This window comes from Micromonospora sp. WMMC250, from assembly GCF_027460215.1.
GTDB lineage: Bacteria > Actinomycetota > Actinomycetes > Mycobacteriales > Micromonosporaceae > Micromonospora > Micromonospora taraxaci.
On sequence record NZ_JAPZBJ010000002.1, the window covers coordinates 1,613,973 to 1,636,940 of the forward strand.

Below are 22,968 nucleotides of genomic sequence, written 5' to 3' on the forward strand. Positions count from 1 at the left end.
CTGAGGTTACCTCAACATGAGGGAACAACCACATCTCCTGCTACCGTATTCCGGTGACCGAGGACACCGCCGACGACAGCCTGGCCGAGACGTTCTGGGCGGTGGCGTCCCGTTTACGGCGCCAGTCCCGGGAGTCGTTGGCACCGTGGGACATCACCCCCAGCCAGTCCCGGGCGCTCGGTGTCCTGGGCCGCCACGGCGAGGTACGCCCCGGCACACTCGCCGAACACCTGCGCATCGCGCCCCGCTCGGCGACCGAGGTCATCGACGACCTGCAGACCCGTGGGCTCGTCGAGCGCCGCCCCGACCCGGCCGACCGGCGGGCCACACTTGTCGCCCTCACCGACGAGGGCAACCGGGTCGGCACCGCCATCCGGGCCGCCCGTCGGGCCGAGGCCGACCGCTTCTTCGGGCACCTCGACGACACCGACCGTGCCGAACTGGCCCGCATCCTGCGCACCCTGCTCGACTGAGCCGGACACGGGACCACCTGCGGGTTTGCCCACCCGCTGCCCGGGTAGCCAGCGGCCCCGTTCCCACCGCGGGCCCCGCCACCACCAGTCGGGGAGACCTGACAGGAGGGGCCATGTCTGCCCTGGACCAGCACCGCCCCGCCTGATGTGCGGGATCAGCGGGGAGGCACGGTTCGACGGCCGGTCCCCCGACGCGGCGGCGGTCACCCGGATGACCGAGGCGATGCGCTCCCGTGGCCCGGACGACGAGGGCCTGTTCGCCGACGGCTGGGTGACCCTCGGGCACCGCCGGTTGACCATCATCGACCTGTCCGACGCGGGCGGGCAGCCGATGGTCCGTGACGACCTGGGCCTCGCGCTGGTCTTCAACGGCTGCATCTACAACTACCCGGAGCTGCGCGAGGAGTTGCGCAACGCCGGGTACGCGTTCCACTCCACCAGCGACACCGAGGTGATCCTGGTGGCGTACGCGCACTGGGGTGAGCGTTTCGTCGACCACCTGGTCGGCATGTTCGCGATCGGCCTGGTGGACCGGGCCCGGCAACGGTTGGTGCTGGCCCGCGACCGGCTCGGCATCAAGCCGCTCTACCTCGCCGAGACCCCCGGGCGGCTGCGGTTCGCCTCCACCCTACCCGCGCTGCTTGCCGCCGGCGACGTCGACACCGGCATCGACCCGGTGGCGCTGCACCACTACCTGTCCTGGCACTCCATCGTGCCCGCGCCCCGGACGGTGCTGCGCGGTGTGCGCAAGCTGCCGCCGGCCACCCTGCGGGTGATCGAGGCGGACGGGCGCAGCCGCGAGGAGGTGTACTGGCGACCCGACTACGTGCGGGAGCCCGCCGACACGGGCATGGACGCCGCCGACTGGCGGGCCGCCATCGGAGACGCGCTGCGCGCGGCGGTACGCCGACGGCTGGTCGCCGACGTACCGGTCGGTGTGCTGCTGTCCGGTGGTCTGGACTCCAGCCTCATCGTGGCGCTCCTCGCCGAGGCCGGCCAGCAGCACCTGCGGACGTTCAGCATCGGCTTCGACAGCCGCGGCGGCGAGTCCGGCGACGAGTTCCACTACTCCGACCTGGTGGCCCGCGCGTTCGACACCGACCACCACCGGATCCGGCTGGCCGACGACGACCTGGTGCCCGCCGTACGGCGTGCGGTGCTGGCGATGACCGAGCCGATGGGCAGCCACGACGTGGTCGCCTTCCACCTGCTGTCCGAGCAGGTGGCGCGCCACGTGAAGGTGGCGCAGTCCGGGCAGGGCGCCGACGAGGTGTTCGCCGGCTACGGCTACCACCAGCCGCTCACCGAGGCGCCCCGACACAGCGCCGCCGAGACGTTCGCCGCCGCGTTCTTCGACCGCGACCACGACGAGCTGCGCAGTCTCGTCGGCCCGGAGTACGCGCTGGAGCACGACGCCAGCCGGGAACTGCTCGCCGGGCACCTCGCCGCGCCGGGGGCGCAGACCGCGCTGGACGCCGTGCTGCGCCTGGACACCCACCTGATGCTCCCCGACGACCCGGTCAAGCGGGTGGACAGCATGAGCATGGCGTGGGGCCTGGAGGTGCGTACACCCTTCCTCGACCAGGACCTGGTCACCCTGGCCGCGCACTGCCCGCCGGAGCACAAGGTCGCGCAGGGCGGCAAGGGCGTCCTCAAGGAGGTCGCCCGGGAGGTGCTGTCCGCCGAGGTGATCGACCGTCGCAAGGGGTACTTCCCCGTTCCGGCGTTGCGCAACGTGGACGGCCCGGTGCGGGAGCTGGTCGCCGAGGCGTTGCAGGCGCCGGCCGCGCGCGAGCGAGGGCTGTTCCGACCGGAGTACGTGGCACACCTGCTCGCCGAGCCGGACCGGGCCGAGGCGGCGGCTGGCAGTAACAAGCTGTGGCAGCTCGGCCTGCTGGAGCTGTGGTTGCAGACGCACGACATCCGCTGAGCCCTCGCCACTCCCCGCGAACTCAGGTCGCGGCCGTGCGGTCGGCCAGGTCGTCGATGACGGCGCGCAGGTCACCGGTACGCTCCAGCACCCGGCGCTGCCGTGTCGCGCCGGTCCCGTCGCGGCGTAGCCGGGCCAGGTGCGCCAGCACGTACCCGAGGTCGCCGTGGCGCAGCAGGGCCGGGGCGATCACGGCCATCAGATCGTCGACCATTGCCCAGGCCGGTCGGGTGCCGCCGGCGCGCAGGTCGATCAGCTCGCCGTCGAGGCCCTCGTGGGCGGCCCGCCAGTGCGCGGCGGCGACCAGACAGTCCCGGGTGTGCGGTGCGGTCACCCCGGCGCGTACGTCGTCGGCCAGGGTGGCGACGAGGGACCGGACCAGCGCGGCGACCAGCACCGTGTCGTCCACGTCGGAGCAGACGTCGCCCACCCGCACCTCCACGGTCGGGTACGCCGACGACGGCCGGGCGTACCAGTAGACCATCGCGGCGTCGAGCATGATGCCCGCGGCGATCAGCTCGTCCACGGTCCGGTCGTAGTCGGCGGCGGAGTCGAAGTACGGCGTCGGGCCGATGCTGGGCCATCGTTCCAGCTGCATCGACCGCCAACTCGCGTGGCCGGTGTCGCGCCCGTCGTGCAGCGGCGAGTTGGTGGTGATCGCCTGGATCACCGGCAGCCACGTGCGCAGGTGGTTGCAGACCTGCACGGCCAGTTCCCGGTCGGGCAGCCCGACGTGCACGTGACAGCCGCAGACCGCCGGGTCGTGCGCCACCGGACCGTACCGGCGCGACATCGCGTGGTAGCGGGGCCGGTCGGGCACGGTCAGGTGCGGCTCGGCCACGGGGGTCGCGCCGACGGCCACCAGTCGGGCCCCGGCCGCCGTGGCGGCCTCGGCGGCGGAGTGACGCAGCGACACGAGGTGCGTGCGCAGTTCGTTGAGGTCGGCGCAGACCGGTGTGACCATCTCCACCATGCTGTGCCGGAACTCCTGGCGGCTCTGGTCGCGGGCGTGGCCACGCAGCGCGTCCAGCACCTGGTCCGCCACCGGCAGGTTGCGCCCGTTGTCCGGGTCGAGCAGCAGGAACTCCTCCTCCACGCCGAGCGTGAGGGTGGACAGGTCGGGTGCGGTGTCGGCGACGGTCGGACGGTATGCCATGGCCGCCTCCATCCACTGCTGCGGCCACGGGTGGACCCATGGCCGGGGCGGCTCGGGTTCCCGGCGCACCCGGCGGCAAACACGCCCACCCGGGGTTCTCCCCCCGCCGTCGAGCGAACCGGACACCGACGGCACACAGTGGAAAATGTCTGGGACGATGCAGGGATGCTGATGCGTTGGCGTGGTTCCCGCTGGTTCCACATCGCCCTGGGTCTGGTGGCCGGTGCCGCCGTGGGACTGGCGGTGTACCTGGCCAGTCGACTGACCGGGCCCGCCCTCTTCGTGCTCTGCGGCACGACGGCGGGTGGCGTGGCGGCCGTGGTGGCGTCGGCCTATTCGCGGTTCTTCCAGCTGGCGGAGGTGACCGTCTCGGTTCCGCAGTTCAGCGAGCTGAGGTTCGCCGTCACCAGGGACAACAAGCAGACCGCCTGGCGCCTGTTCGTCGAGGCGGTCACCCGGGTGTCCGGTCAACCGCTGGCGACCGGCACGGGTCTCGTCCGGGAGGCGTTGACGTCGCTCTACCAGCTGTTCGCGATCACCCGGGAGGTGCTGAGCCAGGCGGCGCCGACCATCCGGACCACCGGTCGCCCGACCGTCGAACACCTCGGGATCGCCATGCTCAACAACGAGCTTCGGCCCTTCCTGTCCACGTGGCATCCGCGCCTGAGAGCGTGGGAGCTGGCCAACCCCGACGGGCCCGAGTCGGCCTGGCCCGACGACGCGCAGTGCCGCGCGGAGCTGGCGGCGATGCAGCTCCGGTTGCTGCGCTACGTCGAGGGGCTGGGCGAGCTCGCCCAGGTCCCCAACGTCGAGGACGTGATGGGCGGCATCATCGCCGAACCACCGACAGTTCCCGGTCAGCCGACACGACGGTCGGCGGTGGCGGACCAGTAGCGTCGGCCCGGGTCACTGCGGCGTCAGGGCCGCCGCGCGGGCGGTGAGGAAGGCCCGTTCCGCCGCGTTGTCCGTCAGCGCGACGGCGGTCCGGTACGCGTCGACGGCCTCGGCGTTACGGCCGAGCCGGGCCAGCAGGTCAGCGCGGACCGCATGGTGCGGGTGGTAACCGGCCAGGTCGAGACGGTCCACCTCGGCGAGCGCGACGGTCGGTCCGGCCACCTCGGCGAGGGCGACCGCACGGTTCAGCGCTACCACCGGGCTGGGGGCGATCCTCGAAAGGTGGTCGTACAGCTGGAGGATCTGCCCCCAGTCGGTGTCGGCGGCACGCGGTGCGGCGCTGTGCACGGCGGCGATCGCGGCCTGGATCTGGTACGGCCCGGGCTGGTCGCGACGCAGACAGCGGCGGACCAGCGTCTGCCCCTCGGCCACCAGTTCGGCGTCCCACCTGCCCCGGTCCTGCCGGGGCAGCGGCACGAGGTCGCCGTCGGCGGTGGTCCGCGCGACGCGACGCGACTCGGTGAGCAGCATCAGTGCGAGCAGGCCGAGCGCCTCGGGTTCGTCCGGCATCAGCTCGACCAGCAGACGGGTCAGCCGGATGGCCTCGACGCACAGCTCGGCGCGGACCAGATGCCGCCCGGCGCTGGCCGTGTACCCCTCGTTGAAGATCAGGTAGAGCACCGCGAGGACGGCGTACAGCCGGTCGGGCAGGTCGGCGTCGCGGGGTATGCGGTACGGGATCCGGGCGTGACGGATCTTCGACTTGGCGCGGACCAGCCGCTGCGCCATGGTCGGCTCCGGCACCAGGAACGCTCGGGCGATCTCGGCGGTGCTCAGTCCGCCGAGCAGGCGCAGGGTGAGGGCGACCCGGGCGGTCGGGGCGAGCGCCGGATGACAGCAGGTGAAGATCAGCCGTAGCCGGTCGTCGCGCACGGGTCCCGCCTCGACAGGGCCGTCGGTGGCGAACAGCAGGGACGCCTGGGCGTGCCGGTGGACCCGCGACGCCTCGCGGCGTAGCCGGTCGTACGCCCGGTTCCGGGCGGTGGTGATGATCCAACCGGCCGGGCTGGGTGGCGGGCCGGTCGTCGGCCACTTCGCCACCGCGATGACGAAAGCCTCCTGGACGGCCTCCTCGGCGAGGTCGATGTCGCCGAGGAGGCGAACCAGGACGGCGACCGCGCGCCCGTACTCCGCGCGGAACACCGCCTCGACGTCTGACACGATCAGTCTCCGGCCCCGTCGTGGAAGGGGCGGACCTCGATCGGCAGCGTGGTGGCCACCGCGTAGCGGCGGCCCCAGTCCAGGGCGACATCCAGGTCCGGTACGTCGATGATGGTGATGCCGCCCAGGTACTCCTTGCCCTCGACGAACGGCCCGTCCGTGACCAGCACTTCTCCGCCCTCGCGGGCCCGCAGCACGGTGGCGGTCTCCGGGCCGTGCAGACCGTGCCCGAACACCCACGACCCGGTCGACGCCAACTCGTCGCGGAAATCGGCGAGCTGACGCATCACCCCGGCCAGGAACTCCGGGTCCGGTGGCAGCTCACCCTGGGGCTGGTGAAGGCTGAGCAGGTACAACGTCATCGTTCCTCCTCGCGGGGTGGCCGGCCGTACACCGACCTCTCATCCTCCACACGATCGGCGACCGCCCCGATCGACAGGCCCGGCAAAAATCCTCGGCGGCCGACCGGGACGGCCCGGCCAGGCCGGCTCGACCACCCGGACCACCCAGGCGACCCTGCCCGCCCAGGCCACCCGTCCTGCCCAGACCACCCGGACCGTCCAGACCACCGGCCTGCCCGGGCCGGCCAGGCCACCCGGGCCGGCCGGTGGTGCTGTGCCCTTTGCTCTGCACCCACGGGTGCGACGGGGGCGCAGGCCCGGGTGGTGCCTCCGCAGGTGCAGAGCAAAGGACGGAGGACAGGGGCACGGTCCGCCGGTGGCCGCAGCCGGAGCACGAGCCGCGGTCGCGGCCGGAGCAAGCAGCCCGCCGGAGCAAGCGGCAGGCCGGAGCAAGCGGCAGGCCGGAGCAAGCAGCCGCGACGGGCAGCCGGGACAGGCAGCCGGGACCGAGGCCGGTAGTCATGCCTTCGGCGGTTGTGGGTAGACCCCGGTGTGGCCGACGGCTTGCGGGTGGTCGTGGTCGGCGCCGGTTTCTCCGGGCTCGCCGCCGCGCTGGCGCTCACCCGTGCCGGCGCGCAGGTGCGGTTGCTGGAGGCCCGCGACCGGGTGGGCGGTCGGGTGTTGACCCGCTGGCTGCCCGACGTCACGCAACTCGACCTGGGCGCGCAGTGGATCGGCCCGACCCAGGATCGGATGTACGCGCTGGTCGCCGAGCACGGGTTGGCCACGTTCCCGTCGGCGGCGCTCGGCGCGCCCACAGTGCTGTGGGCCGGGGAGCGTCGGGCCGAGCCTCCGGCGCGGGCCGCCCGGGTTCTCGGTCTGCTCGACGAGTACGCCGCCCGCCTGGACCCGACCGCGCCGTGGCAGGCGCCGGAGGCCGCGCACTGGGACCGGACGGTCCTCGGCGGCTGGTTGCGCGCCACCGCCGGGGACGACGACACCGCCGACTACCTGGGGCGGCTGCTCGCCGGCGGCTTGCTGGCCACCGGCGCGGACGAGGTGTCGTTGTTGCACCTGCTGTTCTACCTGCGCAGCGCCGGTGGGACCGGGCCTCTGCTGGGAATGGCGGGCGGCGCGCAGCAGGACCGGATCGTGGGCGGGCCCCCGGCGCTGGCCGAGCGGATGGCCGCCGCCCTGCCGCCGGGGGCACTGACGCTGGCCGCGCCGGTGCGGGCCGTGGAGCAGAACGTCGACGGGGTGACGGCGTGGACCGACACCGGGCGCGTGGACGGCGACGCCCTGGTGGTCGCGCTGGCCCCGGCTCTGGCGGGCCGCATCCGGTACGCCCCACCGCTGCCTCCGTTGCGCGACGGGCTGACCCAGCGGATGCCGATGGGTTCGGCGCTCAAGGTGCACGCCGTCTACCCGGAACCGTTCTGGCGCGCCGACGGGTTGTCCGGGGTGTCCACGAGCAGCGCCGGTCCGCTCACCGAGACGGTCGACAACTCCACCCCGACCTCGCCGCTCGGGGTGTTGACCGGGTTCAGTTACGCCTCGGACGCCGCCGCGCTGCGGGAGATGTCCCCCGAGCGACGTCGGCGGTGCCTGCTGGACGCGTTCGCCACGGTGGTCGGGCCGCAGGCCGGTGATCCGGTGGATCTGATCGAGTACGACTGGTCGGCCGAGGAGTGGACGCGGGGCTGCTTCTCCGGCGCGCTCACCCCGGGGGCCTGGGGCGCGTACGGCCCGCACCTGCGGACCCCGGTGGGCCGGGTGTACTGGGCGGGTACCGAGACGGCGACCCGCTGGACCGGCTACCTGGAGGGCGCGGTGCGGGCCGGTGAGCGAGCGGCGGCGGAGGTGCTGGCACGACCGTAGCCGGCCCGGTCTCGGCGGGACCGGGCCGGCCTCGGCCCTGGGTGCTACCCGTACCGGCCCGATCCGATGAGACGACCGGGTCGGCGCGGGTGCCCCGGTCAGGGGTAGGTGGTCAGGTACACCGTCTGGTTGGCCGCGTTCGCGGTGCCACCGGCGTTGTTGATCACCCGGTTGATGGTGCCGACGCCACCGAGCGAGACGGTGACCATGTTCGTGAAGCGCACGTTCGGGTTGGTGGGTACCTCGAAGGAGCGTTCCGCCACCACCGCGGGGTTGACGTTGAAGTAGCTGTAGCTACCCAACCCCCACGCCTGGTGGCTGGTCACCGAGTCGGCCACCTTGTACGCGGCGTAGCCCCGGGTCGACCCGTTCATCCAGGCGGCCTGGTTGGGCGGGTCGTACGGCAGTTCGTTCTGGTAGAAGTACGTCCGGCCGCCGTTGCCGTTCCAGATGGTCTGGTACTTCTGGTAGTGCTCGACGAAAAGGCCGTACATGGTGACGTTGTCGCCGTTGACGGTGAGCCCGGTGTCGGCGGTGTTCAGCGTCCACCCAGTGGGTACGCCGCTGGCGGCGTGGTCGGCCCGCCACAGCCACATGTGGTCGCCGATCACGTTGTCGCTGTTGACGGTCAACGTGTTGGTGGCCTTGCCGACGTGTGGCCCGCCGATGCGGAAGAACACGTCGTGCAGCGAGGTCGGGTTCGAGGCGTGGCTCGCGGACGAACCGGACGGCCCGACCTCCATGAGCACCGGCGAGTTGGTGGTGCCGGCCTCGAACATGATGCCGGCGACCTTGACGCCGTCCACATCGGCCACCCGCATCCCCACGGTGCCGTTGTCGGCCTGGATGGTGGCCAGGCCGAGGCCGAGGATCACCGTGTCGGCCCGGTTGACCTGGATCGGCTCGGTGATGCGGTGCACGCCCGGGGTGAAGAGCAGGTGCTTGCCCTGGGCGAGGGCCGCGTTGATGGTGGCGGCGCTGGTGCCGGGCTGGACGACGAAGAACTGCGACAGCGACACTGACGAACCGGCCGGGGTCTTGTTGTACCAGCTGGTGCCCGTGGAGTTGGTGCGCAGGGCGGGCACGAACACCCGGTACTCGCCGCTGCTCGTCACGTAGAGGAACGGCTTCTCCCGGACCTGCGGGGTCTGACCGATGACGGTGTGCGACGGGTTGGGGAAACTCGGCGCGGGGGCACCGGTGACGCCCTGGAAGACCATGTTCCACACCGAGCCGGTCCAGCCGTTGCCGAACTCGCTGTTGCGGGAGTACCACTGCTGCTGCGAGCCGGAGACGACCAGCCCGTCGACGCGGGTGTCGGCCATCAGACCGCCGCTGGACCAGCCGTCGCCGCCGTTCCAGAGCTGGATCTGGTTCTGCGCGCCGCGCAGGTGCATCCGCCGGTACGGGGCGGCCTGGGACACCGCCCAGCGCTCCACGGTCTGCCCGGCGGGCAAGGTGACGGAGAGGTTCTCGGCGGCCCGCCAGAAGTTCTGGGTGGCGTTGCCGCCGAACCAGAACGCCTCGGTGCGGACGTGGCCGTTGAGGTTGACGTCGTCCGGGCTCATTCCGAGGCCGGCGACCTGGGTGAAGAAGCCGAGGTTGACGTCGGCGGTGTAGGTGCCGGGCTTGAACAGCACCGCGTAGCGCTGCGGGCCGAACTGGTTGGTCTCCTGCTGGGTGAAGAGGGTGTTCAGTCGACTCTGGATCGTCGACGTGGGCGTGCTCGGGTCGAAGACGAACGTGTTCGACCCGAGGTTGGGGTTGTACGGGTCGGTGGGTGTCACCGGGGGCTCGTTGGTGCCGCCGCCGGTCTCGCCGTAGACCTGGAACTCCCAGAGGGAGTAGCCGTAGCCGGTGCCCCGGGCGGTGCCGTACATGCGGACGTAGCGGCCGGCGCCGGAGACGGTGAGGTTCTGGGTGCCGCCGGTGCTGGTGGTGGTCGAGTAGATCGTGGTCCAGGTGGACCCGTTGTCGGAGGTCTGGAGCTGGAAGGCCCGGCCGTGGGCGGCCTCCCAGAGCAGGTTGACCTGGGTGATGGTGGCGCGGGCGCCCAGGTCGACCTGGAGCCACTGCGGGTCGCTGAACGCGCTGGACCAGCGGGTGCCGGTGTTGCCGTCGACCGCGGCGGCGGCGGGGGTTCCGCCGTTCTCGGTGGACGAGGCGGTGGCCGTGCGGCCCTGGGAGAGCAGGACGGGGGCGGCCTGCGCGGGTGCCGTGGTGCCGGTCGGGGTGAGCGCCGCGACCAGGGCCACGGTGAGCCCGGCGAGCAGGTGCCGCACGACCCGGGGACGCGGGCGTACGGATGTAGCGCGAGATGTCATGACATCGCCTGTCGATAGGGGGCTACGGGTTGCCGCACGGATGGGGGTCAGGCTTGCCCGTAGCGCCGGGGGTGGTGCCGCCGAGGCGACGCCGCGGGATGGAGAGCGCTCTCGTAGGAGTGTTGCGGCGAGATTGCGACGGCGTCAAGACATCGATCTATAACTTCGTTATTTATCCCGAGCGCCGGTTTTTGTGTAATTCCCGATCCTCCACGCCGGTCATCCGCCGCGCCCGACCGTCAACCCACCGCCGCAGCCGACCCGCCCGTGATCGACCCGCCTGCGGTCCAGTCGGGGTTTGATCGACTCGGTTTCCGTGATACCGGGCTATCCGAGGCGCCTGGATGGCCCGCCTTCCCGGAAACCGAGTCGATCACGCGCCGTCCACCGCCCGCCCAGCCGTAGCCGGCCCGAGCCAGCCGCCAAGATCGTGCTCCATCCAGGAACGAGGGCCTTCCAAGCGCCAGGAGACCACTACGACAAGGATCGAGCACGATCATGCAAGGCCGGGACGCGCGGCGGGCACGGGACGCGCGGGCAACGCACACGCAACGCGCGGTCGGGACATGGGGGGTCAGGTTCGCCGGACGCCGCCCTCGGTGAGGAAGCGGGCGATCGGGAGGGTGGCCGCGCCGAGCGCCACCGCGTCCACCCCGAGCTGACACAGCTCGATCGACGCCTGGTCGAACGGCTGGCGCAGCGCCTGCCGGCCGGCGGCCTCCCGGACGGCCGGCAGCAGGTCGCCCAACGCCATCGCCGCCCAGCCGCCGAGCACCACCCGCTCCGGGTTGAACAGGTTGATCAGGTTGGCCACCCCGGCCCCGAGGTAGCCGGCGGTGTCGTCGAGGACCCGTCGGGCGGTGGCCGAGGTCGCGGCGGCGTCGACCAGAGCGGCGATCTGCGACTCCTCGTCCTCACCGGGCACCGGTCGACCCCGGCGCGCCTCCCGGTAGCGGTCGATGATCGCCTCCGCGCCCACGTACGCCTCCAGGCAGCCGCGCGCGCCGCACCGACAGGCCCGCCCGCCGTACACGAGGGTGGTGTGTCCCCACTCCCCCGCGCTGCTGGACGCGCCCCGGTAGGTGGCGCCGTTGGTCACCACCGACGCGCCGACACCGGAGCCGACCAGCGCGAAGACGGCGTGCCGGGCGCCCCGACCGGCGCCGAACCACATCTCGGCCTGGCCGAGGGTCTTGGCGCCGTTGTCGATGTGCAGCGGCAGGTCGGTGCCGGCGCCGATCAGTCGCTCCAGCGGCACCCGGTCCCAACCGAGGGCCTGGGCGTGCACGACGGCCTCGGTGCCCTGCTCGACCACGCCGGAGACGCCGATGCCGACGCCGAGCACGTCGCCGGTGGCCACGCCGGCCCGACCGGTGACCGCGTCGATCCCGGCCAGGACGTGCCCTGCCACCAGGTCCGGCTCGGTACGGGCCGGGTCGAGCGGGTACTCGATGCTCGCCAGCAGGGTCATCGCGAAGTCGAACAGCTCCACCCGGACCCGGGTCTCGCCGACGTCCACGCCGACCAGGAACGCGAAGCGGGGCGCGATGCGCAGCAGCATGCTGGGCCGGCCGCCGTCGGACTCGGCGGCCCCCGCCTCGACGACCAATCCCTCGTCGATCAGGTCGGCCACCACGTTGCTGACCGCCGGCTGACTCAGCCCGGTGCTGCGCACCAGGTCCTGCCGGGTGAGCGGACCGTCGAGGAAGAGCTTGGTCAGCAGGGCGGACCTGTTGCGCAGCCGCACGCTGCGGTTGGTGGCACGCGCCAGCTCCACTCGTCACCTCGTTCCCGTCGGCCGTTCGAGGCGACTGTAACCGCCTCGTGCTTGACGACCCACCGGCCAACAACTTTAATGACGACATAATTTAAGCCGTGATGTAACTCCCGGGAAACGCCGACGGACCCCCGACGGCGCACCCCCGAACCCTGTCCGCAGCCGGCCACCCGTCGCCCGACCCCTATCGGCGACGACGCTCGGCGGACCCCCACCACGCACCGGAAGGGCTGACCGTGTCGAGACGACACCTCGGGATATTCACCGCCGCCGTACTGGCCGCCGCATCGCTGACCGCCTGCGGCGGCTCCGGCGACGACTCCGCAGCGTCGCCCAAGACGCTGACGTACTGGGCCAGCAACCAGGGCGCCAGCCTGGAGGCCGACAAGACCATCCTCCAGCCGGAGCTGGACAAGTTCGAGAAGCAGACCGGGATCAAGGTCACCGTCGAGGTGGTCCCCTGGTCGGACCTGCTCAACCGTCTGCTCGCGGCCGCCACCTCGGGCAAGGGCCCGGACGTGGTCAACATCGGCAACACCTGGTCGGCGTCGCTGCAGGCCACCGGCGCTCTCGTCGAGTTCGACGACGCCACCCTGCAGGCCGTCGGCGGCAAGGACCGGATCGTGCCGGCCGCGCTCGCCGCCGCCGGGGCCCCCGGCAAGCCGCCGGCCGCCGTGCCGCTCTACTCCATGGCGTACAGCCTGTACTACAACAAGAAGATGTTCGCCGACGCGGGCATCACCGCCCCGCCGACGACCTGGGAGCAGGTCGTCGAGTACGGCAAGAAGCTGAGCACCGGCGGCAAGTGGGGCCTGGCGATCGAGGGCGCGAACCCGTCGGAGAACGCGCACCACGCCTTCACCTTCAGCCAGCAGTACGGCGGTGAGTGGTTCGACTCGGCCGGCAAGCCGACCTTCGACACCCCGCAGAACGTGTCGGCGATCAAGCGGTACATCGACTTCATGGCCGCCGACAAGATCACCAACCCGAGCAACGCCGAGTACGCGCAGAACCAGTCGGTCTCCGACTTCGCCAACGGCAAGGCCGCCATGCTGCTCTGGCAGTCCGCCGGCTCGAACCTGAAGACGCAGAACATGCCCGCCGACGCGTACGGGGTGGCCCCGGTGCCGTTCCTGGCCAGCCCGCCGGCCGGCGGCAAGAAGGTCAACAGCATGGTCGCCGGGATCAACATGGCGGTCTTCAAGCACACCAAGAACAAGGACGGCGCGCTGAGCTTCGTCAAGTTCATGACCAGCGACGAGGAGCAGACGCTCCTCAACAAGACGTACGGCTCGCTGCCGGCGGTGAAGACCGCGGGCGCCGACCCGGCGTTCAGCGCCCCGGAGCAGAAGACCATCCAGGAGACCCTGGTCACCACGGCGGCGCCGCTGCCGCAGGTGCCCGAGGAGAGCACCTTCGAGACCCTGGTCGGCACCGCGATGAAGGAGCTGTTCGCGGACGCGGCCAGCGGCAAGCCGGTCACCGAGGCCTCGGTGAAGGCGAAGCTGACCGACGCGCAGCAGAAGATGCGCTGACCCAGGCGTCACCGGTGGCCGTGGTCGGGTGCTGAGCCCGACCACGGCCACCGACTCCGAGAGGACCCCGATGGCAACCAGCACCACCGCGCCGGACGCCGACCGACGCGAACCCCGGGCCGGGTCACCGGCACGGAAGCCGGCCCGCCGGCCCCGCGGCCCGCGCCGCTCGCTCCTGCCGTATCTGCTGCTCGCCCCGGCCATCCTGCTGGAACTCGGCATCCACGTGATCCCGATGGTGGTCGGGGTCTGGATGAGCATGCTGGAGCTGACCCAGTTCCACATCCGCGACTGGTCCACCGCACCGTTCGTGGGGTGGGAGAACTACCGGGCGACGCTCGACCTGAACAGCGCCGCCGGCAAGGAACTGCTGCACTCGTTCTGGATCACCCTGGCCTACAGCGTGCTCTCGGTCGGGTTCGCCTGGCTGCTCGGCATCTCGGCGGCCGTCGTCCTCCAACGGCCGTTCCGGGGCCGGGCGATCCTGCGGGCGCTCTTCCTCACCCCGTACGCCCTGCCGGTCTACGCCGCGGTGATCACCTGGAGTTTCCTGCTGCAACGCGACACCGGCCTGGTCAACCACGTCCTCGTCGACCAGCTCGGGCTGCTGGGCGAGCGACCGTTCTGGTTGATCGGCGACAACAGCTTCTGGTCGCTGCTCGTGGTGTCGGTGTGGCGCAACTGGCCGTTCGCGTTCCTGTGCCTGATGGCCGGGCTGCAGAACGTGCCCGGCGAGCTGTACGAGGCCGCCGCGATCGACGGCGCCGGGTTCTGGCGTCGGCTGCGCTCGGTCACCCTGCCCATGCTGCGGCCGGTGAACCTGGTGCTGCTGCTGGTGCTGTTCCTGTGGACGTTCAACGACTTCAACACCCCGTTCGTGCTGTTCGGGGGTTCCGCTCCGGAGCAGGCCGACCTGATCTCCATCCACATCTACCGCAGCTCCTTCAAGACCTGGGACTTCGGCTCCGGCTCGGCGATGTCCGTGGCGCTGCTGCTGTTCCTGCTCGTCGTGTCGGCCGTGTACCTGCTGATCACCAACCGTCGGAGGGACGACCATGCGTGAGACCGCCGGTGAGCGCTGGGGCCGGCGCATCGTGCTGACCCTGCTCACCCTCTTCGTCGTCATCCCGCTCTACGTGATGGTGACCTCGGCCGCGAAGCCGTTGCAGGACGTGCAGAACGGCTTCACCTGGTGGCCCAGCCGGCCCACCCTGCAACCGTTCGTCGACATGTGGAGCACCGTGCCGCTGGCCCGGTACCTGGTGAACAGCCTTGTGGTGTCGAGCATCGCGGCGGTCTGCTCGGTGGCGGTGGCCATCTTCGCCGCGTTCGCGGTGAGCCGGTACCGGTTCCGTGGCCGGGGAGTCTTCTCGGTGACGGTGCTGTCCACCCAGATGTTTCCCGGCATCCTGTTCCTGCTGCCGCTGTTCCTCATCTACGTCAACCTGGGTAACGCCACCGGCATCGAGCTGTACGCCAGCCGCACCGGCCTGGTGATCACGTACCTGACGTTCTCGTTGCCTTTCTCGATCTGGATGCTGGTCGGTTACTTCGACTCGATCCCCCGGGGGTTGGACGAGGCGGCGCAGGTCGACGGCGCGGGGCCGCTGCGCACCCTGTTCCAGGTCATCCTGCCGGCCGCCGTGCCCGGCGTCGTCGCGGTCACCGTGTACGCGTTCATGACCGCCTGGGGTGAGGTGCTGTTCGCGTCGGTGATGACCGACGAGGGCAGCCGCACCCTGGCCGTGGGCCTGCAGGGCTACTCCACCCAGTTCAACGTCTACTGGAACCAGATCATGGCCGCCTCGCTGGTGGTCAGCATCCCGGTCGTCGTCGGGTTCCTGGCCCTGCAGCGGTACTTCGTCGCCGGCCTCACCGCTGGCGCTGTCAAGTGAGTCATCCGATCCCAGAGGAGAACCATCCCGTGCCCGACCTGTCCAAGCTGCCACCCGACTTCCTCTGGGGCGTCGCCACGGCGGCGTACCAGATCGAGGGGGCCGTCGACGTCGACGGCCGGGCGCCGTCCATCTGGGACACCTTCTCGGCGACACCCGGCAACGTCGACAACGGCGACACCGGCGCGGTGGCCTGCGACCACTACCACCGGTGGCCGGAGGACCTGGCGCTGCTGCGCCGGCTCGGCGTGGACGCGTACCGCTTCTCGGTGGCCTGGCCCCGGGTCATGCCCGACGGCGTCGGGCGGGTCAACCCGGCCGGGCTGGACTTCTACGACCGGCTCGTCGACACGCTGCTCGCCGACGGGATCCGGCCGTTCGTCACGCTGTACCACTGGGATCTGCCGCAGGCCCTGCAGGACCGCGGCGGTTGGCCGGAGCGTGCCACCGCCGAGGCGTTCGCCGAGTACGCGGCGGTGGTGGCCAGCCGCCTCGGTGACCGGGTGGCCGACTGGAACACCGTCAACGAGCCGCTCTGCGTGTGCTGGATCGGGCACCTGGAGGGGCGGATGGCCCCCGGTGAGCGCGACCTGACCCGCGCGGTGCACGCCTCGCACCACGTGCTGCTCGGGCACGGCCTGGCCACCCAGGCGATCCGCGCCAACGCCGCCCGGCCGGCCTCGGTGGGCCTGGTGCTCAACCTCAGCCCGATCGAGGCGGCGACCGACCGACCGGAGGACGTCGCGGCGGCCCGCCGGGCGGACGGGCACGTCAACAGGTGGTGGCTGGACCCGATCCACGGGCGCGGCTACCCCGCCGACATGATCGCCACCTACGGCGTCGAGCCGCCGGTACGCGGTGACGACCTGGCGGTGATCGCCACGCCGACGGACTTCCTCGGGGTGAACTACTACTTCCGGCAGCTGGTGGTCGACGACCCGACCGGCGCGGCGCCGTTCGCCCGGCAGGTGCCGGTGCCCGGCTCGGTGGAGACCGCGATGGGCTGGGAGGTGTTTCCGGCGGGGCTGGAGCGGCTGCTTGTCGACGTGCACGAGGAGTACCGACCGGGACGGATCATCGTCACCGAGAGCGGTTCGGCCTGGCCGGACGAGGTCACCGCGGACGGCACGGTGGAGGACAAGGAGCGCACCGACCACCTGGAGCAGCACCTGGCGGCGTGCGCGTCGGCGGTGGCCCGGGGCGTGCCGCTGGCCGGCTACTTCGTCTGGTCGTTGCTGGACAACTTCGAGTGGGCGTACGGCTACGACAAGCGCTTCGGGTTGGTGCACGTGGACTACGCCACCCAGCGGCGGACGATGAAGGCGAGCGGTCTGCGCTACGCCGAGGTGGTCCGCGCCCACCAGGCGGCGGCCAACAGCGCCACGCCGGTGGCCTGAGACACGGTGGGGACGGCCGCCCGGGGGTGACCCTGGGCGGCCGTTCGTGTTCGGGTCGACGAAACCGCCACGAGCCACCGCGCCGAGTGGCTAGCCTGCGGCAATGTCCGCAGCGCCCAACGAGGTCGACCATCCCGAGCCCACCGGGCGGGTCTCCGGCACGGACCGGATGACGGCGTTCAGCGACGGTGTCTTCGCCATCGTCATCACGCTGCTGGTCATCGACCTGCGGGTGCCGGAGTACCACGAGGGTGAGCTGCTGACCGGTCTGCTCGACGAGGGCCCCTCGTACCTCGCCTTCGTGGTGTCCTTCGTCTACATCGGGGTGCTCTGGCTCAACCACCACGCGCTGCTGCGGCTGATCCGCCGGACCACCCTCGCGTTGAGCTGGATCAACCTGGGCGTGCTCTTCGGCGCGGTGATCATCCCGTTCCCCACCGCCGTGCTGGCGTCCGCGTTCACCCAGGGCGACATCGACGACCAGCGCGCGGCGGTCGCCCTGTACGCGTTGTCGGCGGCGTTGATGTCGGCCCCCTGGCTGGTGTTCTTCGGCTACCTGCACCGCCACCCGGCGCTGCTCGAGAACCGGGTCAGCCCCGGGTACGTGCGGGCGCAGCGGCTCCGACCGATCACCGGCCTCGTCCTGTACGGGATCGGCGGCCTGCTCGGCTGGTTCGTCAACCCCCTACTGGGCCTGATCGCCGTCATCGTGATGATCGGCTATCACGCGCTGACCAGCCAGGGACTACCCCGGTGGCTCGTGCGCGGCTGAGCGGCGCAGCCGGAGCAGGTCGGCCGGGGTGTCCACGTCGACAGGTGCGCCGGCGTCGTCGCAGGGCACCTCGATCACCAGCTCCGGCCGCTCGCGCAGCAGGTCGCGGGCACCCCGGTCGCCGACGGCGTACCTGTCCAGCAGCGGCCAGGTCCGTCGGCACAGCAGGATCGGGTGGCCTGGCCGGCCGGCGTAGGTGGCGACAACCAGCGCTCCACCTGTGTACGCCTCGCGTACCCGCCGGACGGCGACCGGGCTGAGGAGCGGCTGGTCGACAAGGACCACGACCGCGCCCGGCACGTCGGCCGGTAGCGAGGCGAGGCCCCGGCGCAGCGACGAGCCCAGTCCGTCGGACCAGCTGTCGTGGCGCACCGGCACCGCTGCGGGCAGCTCGGGCACCTCGTCGGCGCCCGCGCCGAGGACCACGTGCACAGGTGCGCAACCACCCTCGGTGAGCAGCCGGACCCCGCTGCGCACCAGCGGTTCGCCGTTCAGCTCGACAAGAGCCTTCGGGCGGCCGTACCGCCGTCCGGCTCCGGCGGCCAGGAGCAGTCCGGCGATCACCGTCGTCCCCTCGGGCATGAAGAGCTTTGCGTTATTCGCGCCGACATATGCCGATAAGGCTAATCTGGGCCGGTGCCTGACGAACCGCAGAACGCGACGACGACCGACGAACGGCACTCGTCCCGGTTGACGTTCGACGTCAACGGCGCGTCCAGGGACGTGACGGTGGACAACCGCACCACGCTGCTCGACACGCTGCGCGAGCACCTCGGCCTGACCGGGGCGAAGAAGGGCTGCGACCACGGCCAGTGCGGTTCCTGCACCGTCCTGCTCGACGGCCGCCGGGTGAAGAGCTGCCTGGTCTTCGCGGTCACCGTGGACGGCCGGTCGGTGGTCACCGTCGAGGGTCTGGCCGGACCGGGCGAGCTGTCCCCGTTGCAGGCAGCGTTCGTCGCCCACGACGCGTTCCAGTGCGGCTACTGCACCCCCGGGCAACTCTGCTCCGCCCGGGGCATGCTCGACGAGGTCGCCCAGGGGTGGCCCAGCGCGGTCACCGACGACCTCGTCGCGCCCGCCGAGCTGACCGACGCGGAGATCCGCGAGCGGATGGCCGGCAACCTCTGCCGCTGCGCCGCGTACCCCCACATCGTCGCGGCCGTGCGGGAGACGGCGGCGGCGACGTGAGGGCGTTCCGCTACCACCGGCCCGCCGACGTGGCGGACGCGGTCGCCGTGCTGGCGGCCGAGCCGCAGGCCGCGTACCTGGGTGGCGGCACCAACCTGGTGGACCTGATGAAACTCGGTGTGCAACGCCCGGACGTGCTGGTGGACGTGACAGGCCTCCCCCTGGACACCGTCGAGGAGTTGCCCGACGGCGGGCTGCGCGTCGGCGCGACGGTGCGCAACAGCGACCTCGCGGCCCACCCGGTGGTACGCCGGGACTACCCGGTGCTGGCCCGCGCCCTGCTCGCTGCCGCCTCCGGCCAGTTGCGCAACATGGCCACCACCGGCGGCAACCTGTTGCAGCGCACCCGCTGCGTCTACTTCCAGGACACCGGCAAGGCCTGCAACAAGCGGGAACCGGGCAGCGGCTGCGCCGCCCTGCACGGCCAGAACCGCGACCTCGCGGTGCTGGACTGGTCCGAGCAGTGCGTCGCCACCCACCCGTCCGACCTGGCCGTGGCGCTGGCCGCCCTCGACAGCGTGGTGGAGGTACACGAGACCGACGGCCGCCGCGACATCCCGATCACCGCCCTGTACCGCTCCCCCGGCACCCACCCGGAACGCGAGACCACCCTGACCCGGGGCGCGCTGATCACCGCCGTCCGGTTGCCACCGCTGCCGGCCGCGCGCCGCTCGACGTACCTCAAGGTGCGCGACCGGGCGTCGTTCGCCTTCGCCGCCGGCTCGGTGGCCGCCGTCCTGGACCTCGACGGCGACACCGTCCGCGACGTGCGGTTGGCGTACGGGGCGGTGGCGCACCGGCCGTGGCGGGCGTACCGGGCCGAGGAGGAACTGCGGGGGCGTCCGTTCAGCCCGGAACTCGCCGGGCAGGCCGCCGACGCGGAGCTGGCCGAGGCGCGCCCACTGCGGCACAACGGTTTCAAGCTGCCGCTGACCCGGGCCATCACCGTGCGGGTGCTCAGCGAACTGGCCGCCTCGTGAGCGGCGGTGAACCCGGCCGGGTCGTGAGCGGCGGCGAACCCAGCCGGGTCGTGAGCGGCGAGGCGGTCGGGCGCGCGTACCCCCGGTTGGAGGGCCCGGAGAAGGTCACCGGCACGGCCCGGTACGCGGTGGAGTACCCGGTGGACGGGGTCACCTACGGCTGGGCGGTGCCGTCGGCGGTGGTCCGGGGCCGGATCACGCGGGTGGACACGGCCCAGGCGCTGGCGTCGCCGGGCGTGCTGGCCGTGCTGCACCACGGCAACGCGCCCCGACTCGCGCCCGGCCCGGAGCGGGAGTTGTGGCTGTTGCAGGAGCCGGTGGTCCACTACCGGGGGCAGTACGTCGCCGTGGTGGTGGCCACCAGCTTGGAGGCGGCCCGCGAGGGCGCCCGACTGGTCCGGATCGACTACGACGCCGGCCCGCACAGCACTGTGCTCGCCGACGACCACCCTGGCCTGTACAAGCCCGACCACGTCAACCCCAGCTACCCGACCGACACCGCCGAGGGCGACTTCGACGCCGGGTACGCGGCCGCCCCGGTGCGGGTGGACGCCACGTACCGCACTCCGGCGTACCACAACAACCCGATGGAGCCGCACGCCACGACGGCGCAGTGGCGCGACGGGCGGCTGCTGGTGCACGACTCCAACCAGGGCGCGTCGTCGGTGCGGGCCACCCTCGCAGAGCTGTTCGAGGTGCCTCCGGACTCGGTGCGGGTCGTCGCCGAGCACGTCGGTGGCGGTTTCGGCAGCAAGGGGTACGCCAAGGCCGCGGTGGTGCTGACCGCCCTCGCGGCCCGACACGTGGACCGGCCGGTCAAGCTGGCGTTGACCCGGCAGCAACTGTTCGGGCCGATCGGCTACCGCACGCCCACCATCCAGCGGGTACGCCTTGCCGCCGACGCGGACGGACGGCTCACCGCGATCTGCCACGACGCGATCAGCCAGACGTCGACCATCCGGGAGTTCGCCGAGCAGACCGCGGTCTACACCCGCAGCATGTACGCCGCGCCGCACCGCCGCACCACACACCGGCTGGTCCGCCTCGACGTGCCCACACCGTTCTGGATGCGCGCCCCCGGCGAGTGCCCGGGCGCGTACGCGCTGGAGTCCGCGATGGACGAGTTGGCCGTCGCCGTCGGCATCGACCCGGTGGAGCTGCGCGTCCGCAACGACACAGCTGTCGATCCGGACCAGGCGCGGCCGTTCACCAGCCGCAACCTGGTGGCGTGCCTGCGTGAGGGCGCCCAGCGGTTCGGCTGGACCGACCGGGACCCTACGCCGCGCGCCCGGCGCGACGGGCGCTGGCTGGTCGGCACGGGGGTGGCGGGGTCGAGCTACCCGGCCCGGGCCAGGCCGTCGACGGCCAGCGTCACCGCCCGGCCCGACGGAAGCTTCCTGGTCCGGATCAACGCCACCGACATCGGCACCGGCGCCCGTACGGCGATCTGGCAGGTGGCCGCCGACGCGCTCGGGGTGCCGCCCGAGCAGGTGGAGATCCACATCGGGGACAGTGCGCTGCCGACCGCCCCGTTGGCCGGCGGATCGATGGGCACCGCGAGCTGGAGCTGGGCGGTCATCCGCGCCTGCCAGGCGTTGCGGGAGAAGCGGCGTGACAACCCCGGCGAGGTGACCGCCGAGGCGGACACCACCGACGAGGTGGGCGGACAGCCCGCGCTCCCCCGGTACGCGTACGGGGCGCAGTTCGCCGAGGTGCGGGTGGACGCCGACACCGGCGAGGTCCGCGTGAACCGCATGCTCGGGGTGTTCGCCGCCGGCCGGGTGGTGAACCCGACGACGGCGCGCAGCCAGCTCATCGGCGGTATGACGATGGGCCTGTCGATGGCGCTGCACGAGGAGGGGCTGCTCGACGAGCGGTACGGCGACTGGGTCAACCACGACCTGGCCACGTACCACATCGCCGGCTGCGCGGACGTGGAGTCCGTCGAGGCGTACTGGCTCGACGAGCGCGACGACGAGCTGAACCCGGCCGGGGTGAAGGGCATCGGTGAGATCGGCATCGTCGGCGCCGCGGCGGCGATCGCCAACGCCGTGCACCACGCGACCGGTGTACGGATCCGGGAGCTGCCGATCCGACTCGACAAGCTCATCGGATCATCAGAACTGGCTTAAATAAGTCAGCAGTGATAGAACTGTCGTCGTGCACGCCTTCGACGTGCTGGGCGATCCGGTCCGGCGCCGCATCCTGGAGCTGCTCGCCGACGGCGAGCAGACCGCCGGCGCGGTCAACGCGGTGATCCGCGACGAGTTCGGCATCTCCCAACCCGCCGTGTCCCAGCACCTCAAGGTGTTACGGGACAACGGCTTCGCCACCGTGCGGCCGGAAGGCACCCGGCGGCTGTACGCGGTCGACCCCCGCCCACTGCGCGAGGTCGACGGCTGGCTGGAGCACTTCCGCCGGTTCTGGACCCCACCCCTGGCGGCACTCGCCACGGAGCTGGCCCGAGGTCGACGCGAACGTCGGCTCCACGGGCCCGCCGACTCACCCGACGAGAGGAACACCTGATGTTCGACGCGACCGAGCAGATCAACGCCGTCCAGCGGAAGGTCGGCAGCCGCACCCTGGAGGCCGGCGAGGCTCGGGTGACCACGATCAGCCAGACCTACCAGGCGACGGTCGATGATCTCTGGGACGCCTGCACCAGCGCCGAGCGCATCCCCCGCTGGTTCCTGCCGATCTCCGGCGACCTGCGGCTGCACGGCACGTACCAGTTGCAGGGCAACGCCCACGGCACCATCGAGACCTGCGAGCCGCCGCACCGCTTCACCGCCACCTGGGAGTACGGCGACGAGGTGAGCTGGATCGAGGTGCGCGTCACGGCTGTCGGCGACGAGCAGGCCCGCCTCGACCTGGACCACATCGCGCACGTCGACCAGGACCGGTGGGCGCAGTTCGGGCCCGGCGCCGTCGGGGTCGGCTGGGACCTGGGCCTGCTCGGGCTCGCCTCGCACCTGGCCGGCGACGGCAGCGGGATCACCCCGGACCAGGCCGCCGAGTGGACCGCCTCCCCCGAGGGCCGACGGGCCATGGAACTGAGCAGCCACCTGTGGGGTGAGGCCAGCATCGCCGCCGGCACCGACGCTGACGAGGCGAAGGCCGCCGCCGAACGCACCACAGCGTTCTACACCGGCACTCCGGAGGTCTGAGCGCGGGCGGCGGCGCGGCAGACGTCGGGGCTGTCGGAGT

20 protein-coding genes are annotated in these 22,968 nt (G+C 71.9%); 14 read left to right on the plus strand and 6 right to left on the minus strand.

What is annotated here, in order from left to right; genetic code table 11:
- Window positions 1-53: 53 nt before the first annotated feature.
- The gene (locus O3438_RS06975) at window positions 54-473 is read left to right on the plus strand and encodes a MarR family winged helix-turn-helix transcriptional regulator (RefSeq protein ID WP_269679148.1); all 420 of its coding nucleotides are present in this window, start codon (window positions 54-56) and stop codon (window positions 471-473) included.
- A 145-nt stretch (window positions 474-618) separates the two neighbouring features.
- Window positions 619-2,403 (plus strand): N-acetylglutaminylglutamine amidotransferase, encoded by a 1,785-nt coding sequence (locus tag O3438_RS06980; protein WP_269679149.1) that lies wholly within the window; start codon window positions 619-621, stop codon window positions 2,401-2,403.
- 22 nt (window positions 2,404-2,425) lie between these two features.
- Here the strand turns inward: O3438_RS06980 and O3438_RS06985 are convergent, their stop codons facing one another.
- On the minus strand, window positions 2,426-3,559 hold the full coding sequence (locus tag O3438_RS06985) for a carboxylate-amine ligase (RefSeq protein WP_269679150.1): 1,134 nt from the start codon (window positions 3,557-3,559) through the stop codon (window positions 2,426-2,428).
- Window positions 3,560-3,724: 165 nt separating this feature from the next.
- On the opposite strand from O3438_RS06985, the gene O3438_RS06990 reads away from it, so the two are divergent.
- Window positions 3,725-4,453 (plus strand): hypothetical protein, encoded by a 729-nt coding sequence (locus tag O3438_RS06990; protein ID WP_269679151.1) that lies wholly within the window; start codon window positions 3,725-3,727, stop codon window positions 4,451-4,453.
- Window positions 4,454-4,465: 12 nt separating this feature from the next.
- On the opposite strand, the gene O3438_RS06995 is transcribed toward O3438_RS06990, so the two are convergent.
- Both O3438_RS06995 and O3438_RS07000 read right to left on the minus strand, forming a co-directional pair.
- Window positions 4,466-5,674, minus strand: a complete 1,209-nt coding sequence (locus O3438_RS06995) for an RNA polymerase sigma factor (protein WP_269679152.1) — start codon at window positions 5,672-5,674, stop codon at window positions 4,466-4,468.
- A gap of 2 nt (window positions 5,675-5,676) precedes the next feature.
- Complete coding sequence (locus O3438_RS07000) at window positions 5,677-6,036, minus strand: YciI family protein (protein WP_145781211.1); 360 nt, start codon at window positions 6,034-6,036, stop codon at window positions 5,677-5,679.
- Window positions 6,037-6,567: 531 nt separating this feature from the next.
- On the opposite strand from O3438_RS07000, the gene O3438_RS07005 reads away from it, so the two are divergent.
- On the plus strand, window positions 6,568-7,893 hold the full coding sequence (locus O3438_RS07005; protein ID WP_269679153.1) for a flavin monoamine oxidase family protein: 1,326 nt from the start codon (window positions 6,568-6,570) through the stop codon (window positions 7,891-7,893).
- Window positions 7,894-7,991: 98 nt separating this feature from the next.
- On the opposite strand, the gene O3438_RS07010 is transcribed toward O3438_RS07005, so the two are convergent.
- Together O3438_RS07010 and O3438_RS07015 are read right to left on the minus strand one after the other, a co-directional pair.
- The gene (locus O3438_RS07010) at window positions 7,992-10,217 is read right to left on the minus strand and encodes a discoidin domain-containing protein (protein ID WP_269679154.1); all 2,226 of its coding nucleotides are present in this window, start codon (window positions 10,215-10,217) and stop codon (window positions 7,992-7,994) included.
- A 574-nt stretch (window positions 10,218-10,791) separates the two neighbouring features.
- Window positions 10,792-11,994, minus strand: coding sequence for an ROK family transcriptional regulator (locus O3438_RS07015; protein WP_269679155.1), 1,203 nt, complete (start codon window positions 11,992-11,994; stop codon window positions 10,792-10,794).
- Window positions 11,995-12,230: 236 nt separating this feature from the next.
- Between O3438_RS07015 and O3438_RS07020 the strand changes: the two genes are divergently transcribed.
- From O3438_RS07020 to O3438_RS07040, 5 genes are all read left to right on the plus strand, one after another.
- The gene (locus O3438_RS07020) at window positions 12,231-13,529 is read left to right on the plus strand and encodes an ABC transporter substrate-binding protein (protein ID WP_269679156.1); all 1,299 of its coding nucleotides are present in this window, start codon (window positions 12,231-12,233) and stop codon (window positions 13,527-13,529) included.
- 70 nt (window positions 13,530-13,599) lie between these two features.
- Window positions 13,600-14,592, plus strand: a complete 993-nt coding sequence (locus O3438_RS07025) for a carbohydrate ABC transporter permease (RefSeq protein ID WP_145781200.1) — start codon at window positions 13,600-13,602, stop codon at window positions 14,590-14,592.
- Entirely contained in the window at window positions 14,585-15,424 is an 840-nt protein-coding gene (locus O3438_RS07030) for a carbohydrate ABC transporter permease (protein ID WP_088989328.1), read from the plus strand. Before O3438_RS07025 ends, O3438_RS07030 begins: the two co-directional genes overlap by 8 nt.
- Window positions 15,425-15,453: 29 nt before the next feature.
- Window positions 15,454-16,821 carry a GH1 family beta-glucosidase gene (locus tag O3438_RS07035; RefSeq protein WP_269679157.1) on the plus strand — a complete coding sequence of 456 codons (1,368 nt, stop codon included), beginning with the start codon at window positions 15,454-15,456 and terminating at the stop codon, window positions 16,819-16,821.
- A gap of 103 nt (window positions 16,822-16,924) precedes the next feature.
- Complete coding sequence (locus O3438_RS07040) at window positions 16,925-17,593, plus strand: TMEM175 family protein (protein ID WP_269679158.1); 669 nt, start codon at window positions 16,925-16,927, stop codon at window positions 17,591-17,593.
- Here O3438_RS07040 and O3438_RS07045 read toward each other — a convergent pair.
- Window positions 17,567-18,175: a nucleotidyltransferase family protein gene (locus O3438_RS07045; protein WP_269679159.1), complete on the minus strand. Its 609-nt coding sequence runs from the start codon at window positions 18,173-18,175 to the stop codon at window positions 17,567-17,569. The genes O3438_RS07040 and O3438_RS07045 overlap by 27 nt on opposite strands.
- A 108-nt stretch (window positions 18,176-18,283) precedes the next feature.
- Between O3438_RS07045 and O3438_RS07050 the strand changes: the two genes are divergently transcribed.
- The 5 genes from O3438_RS07050 to O3438_RS07070 are packed head-to-tail and all read left to right on the plus strand — an operon-like array spanning window position 18,284 to window position 22,928.
- Complete coding sequence (locus O3438_RS07050) at window positions 18,284-18,781, plus strand: 2Fe-2S iron-sulfur cluster-binding protein (RefSeq protein ID WP_269683590.1); 498 nt, start codon at window positions 18,284-18,286, stop codon at window positions 18,779-18,781.
- Window positions 18,778-19,761 carry an FAD binding domain-containing protein gene (locus O3438_RS07055; protein WP_269679160.1) on the plus strand — a complete coding sequence of 328 codons (984 nt, stop codon included), beginning with the start codon at window positions 18,778-18,780 and terminating at the stop codon, window positions 19,759-19,761. The genes O3438_RS07050 and O3438_RS07055 overlap by 4 nt, the downstream gene beginning before the upstream one ends.
- Before the next feature lie 50 nt (window positions 19,762-19,811).
- Entirely contained in the window at window positions 19,812-21,893 is a 2,082-nt protein-coding gene (locus O3438_RS07060) for a xanthine dehydrogenase family protein molybdopterin-binding subunit (protein WP_269679161.1), read from the plus strand.
- A gap of 28 nt (window positions 21,894-21,921) precedes the next feature.
- A complete protein-coding gene (locus O3438_RS07065) occupies window positions 21,922-22,287 on the plus strand; it encodes an ArsR/SmtB family transcription factor (protein WP_269679162.1) in 366 nt (121 codons plus the stop codon).
- Window positions 22,287-22,928: an SRPBCC family protein gene (locus O3438_RS07070; protein WP_269679163.1), complete on the plus strand. Its 642-nt coding sequence runs from the start codon at window positions 22,287-22,289 to the stop codon at window positions 22,926-22,928. Before O3438_RS07065 ends, O3438_RS07070 begins: the two co-directional genes overlap by 1 nt.
- Window positions 22,929-22,968 lie beyond the last annotated feature (40 nt).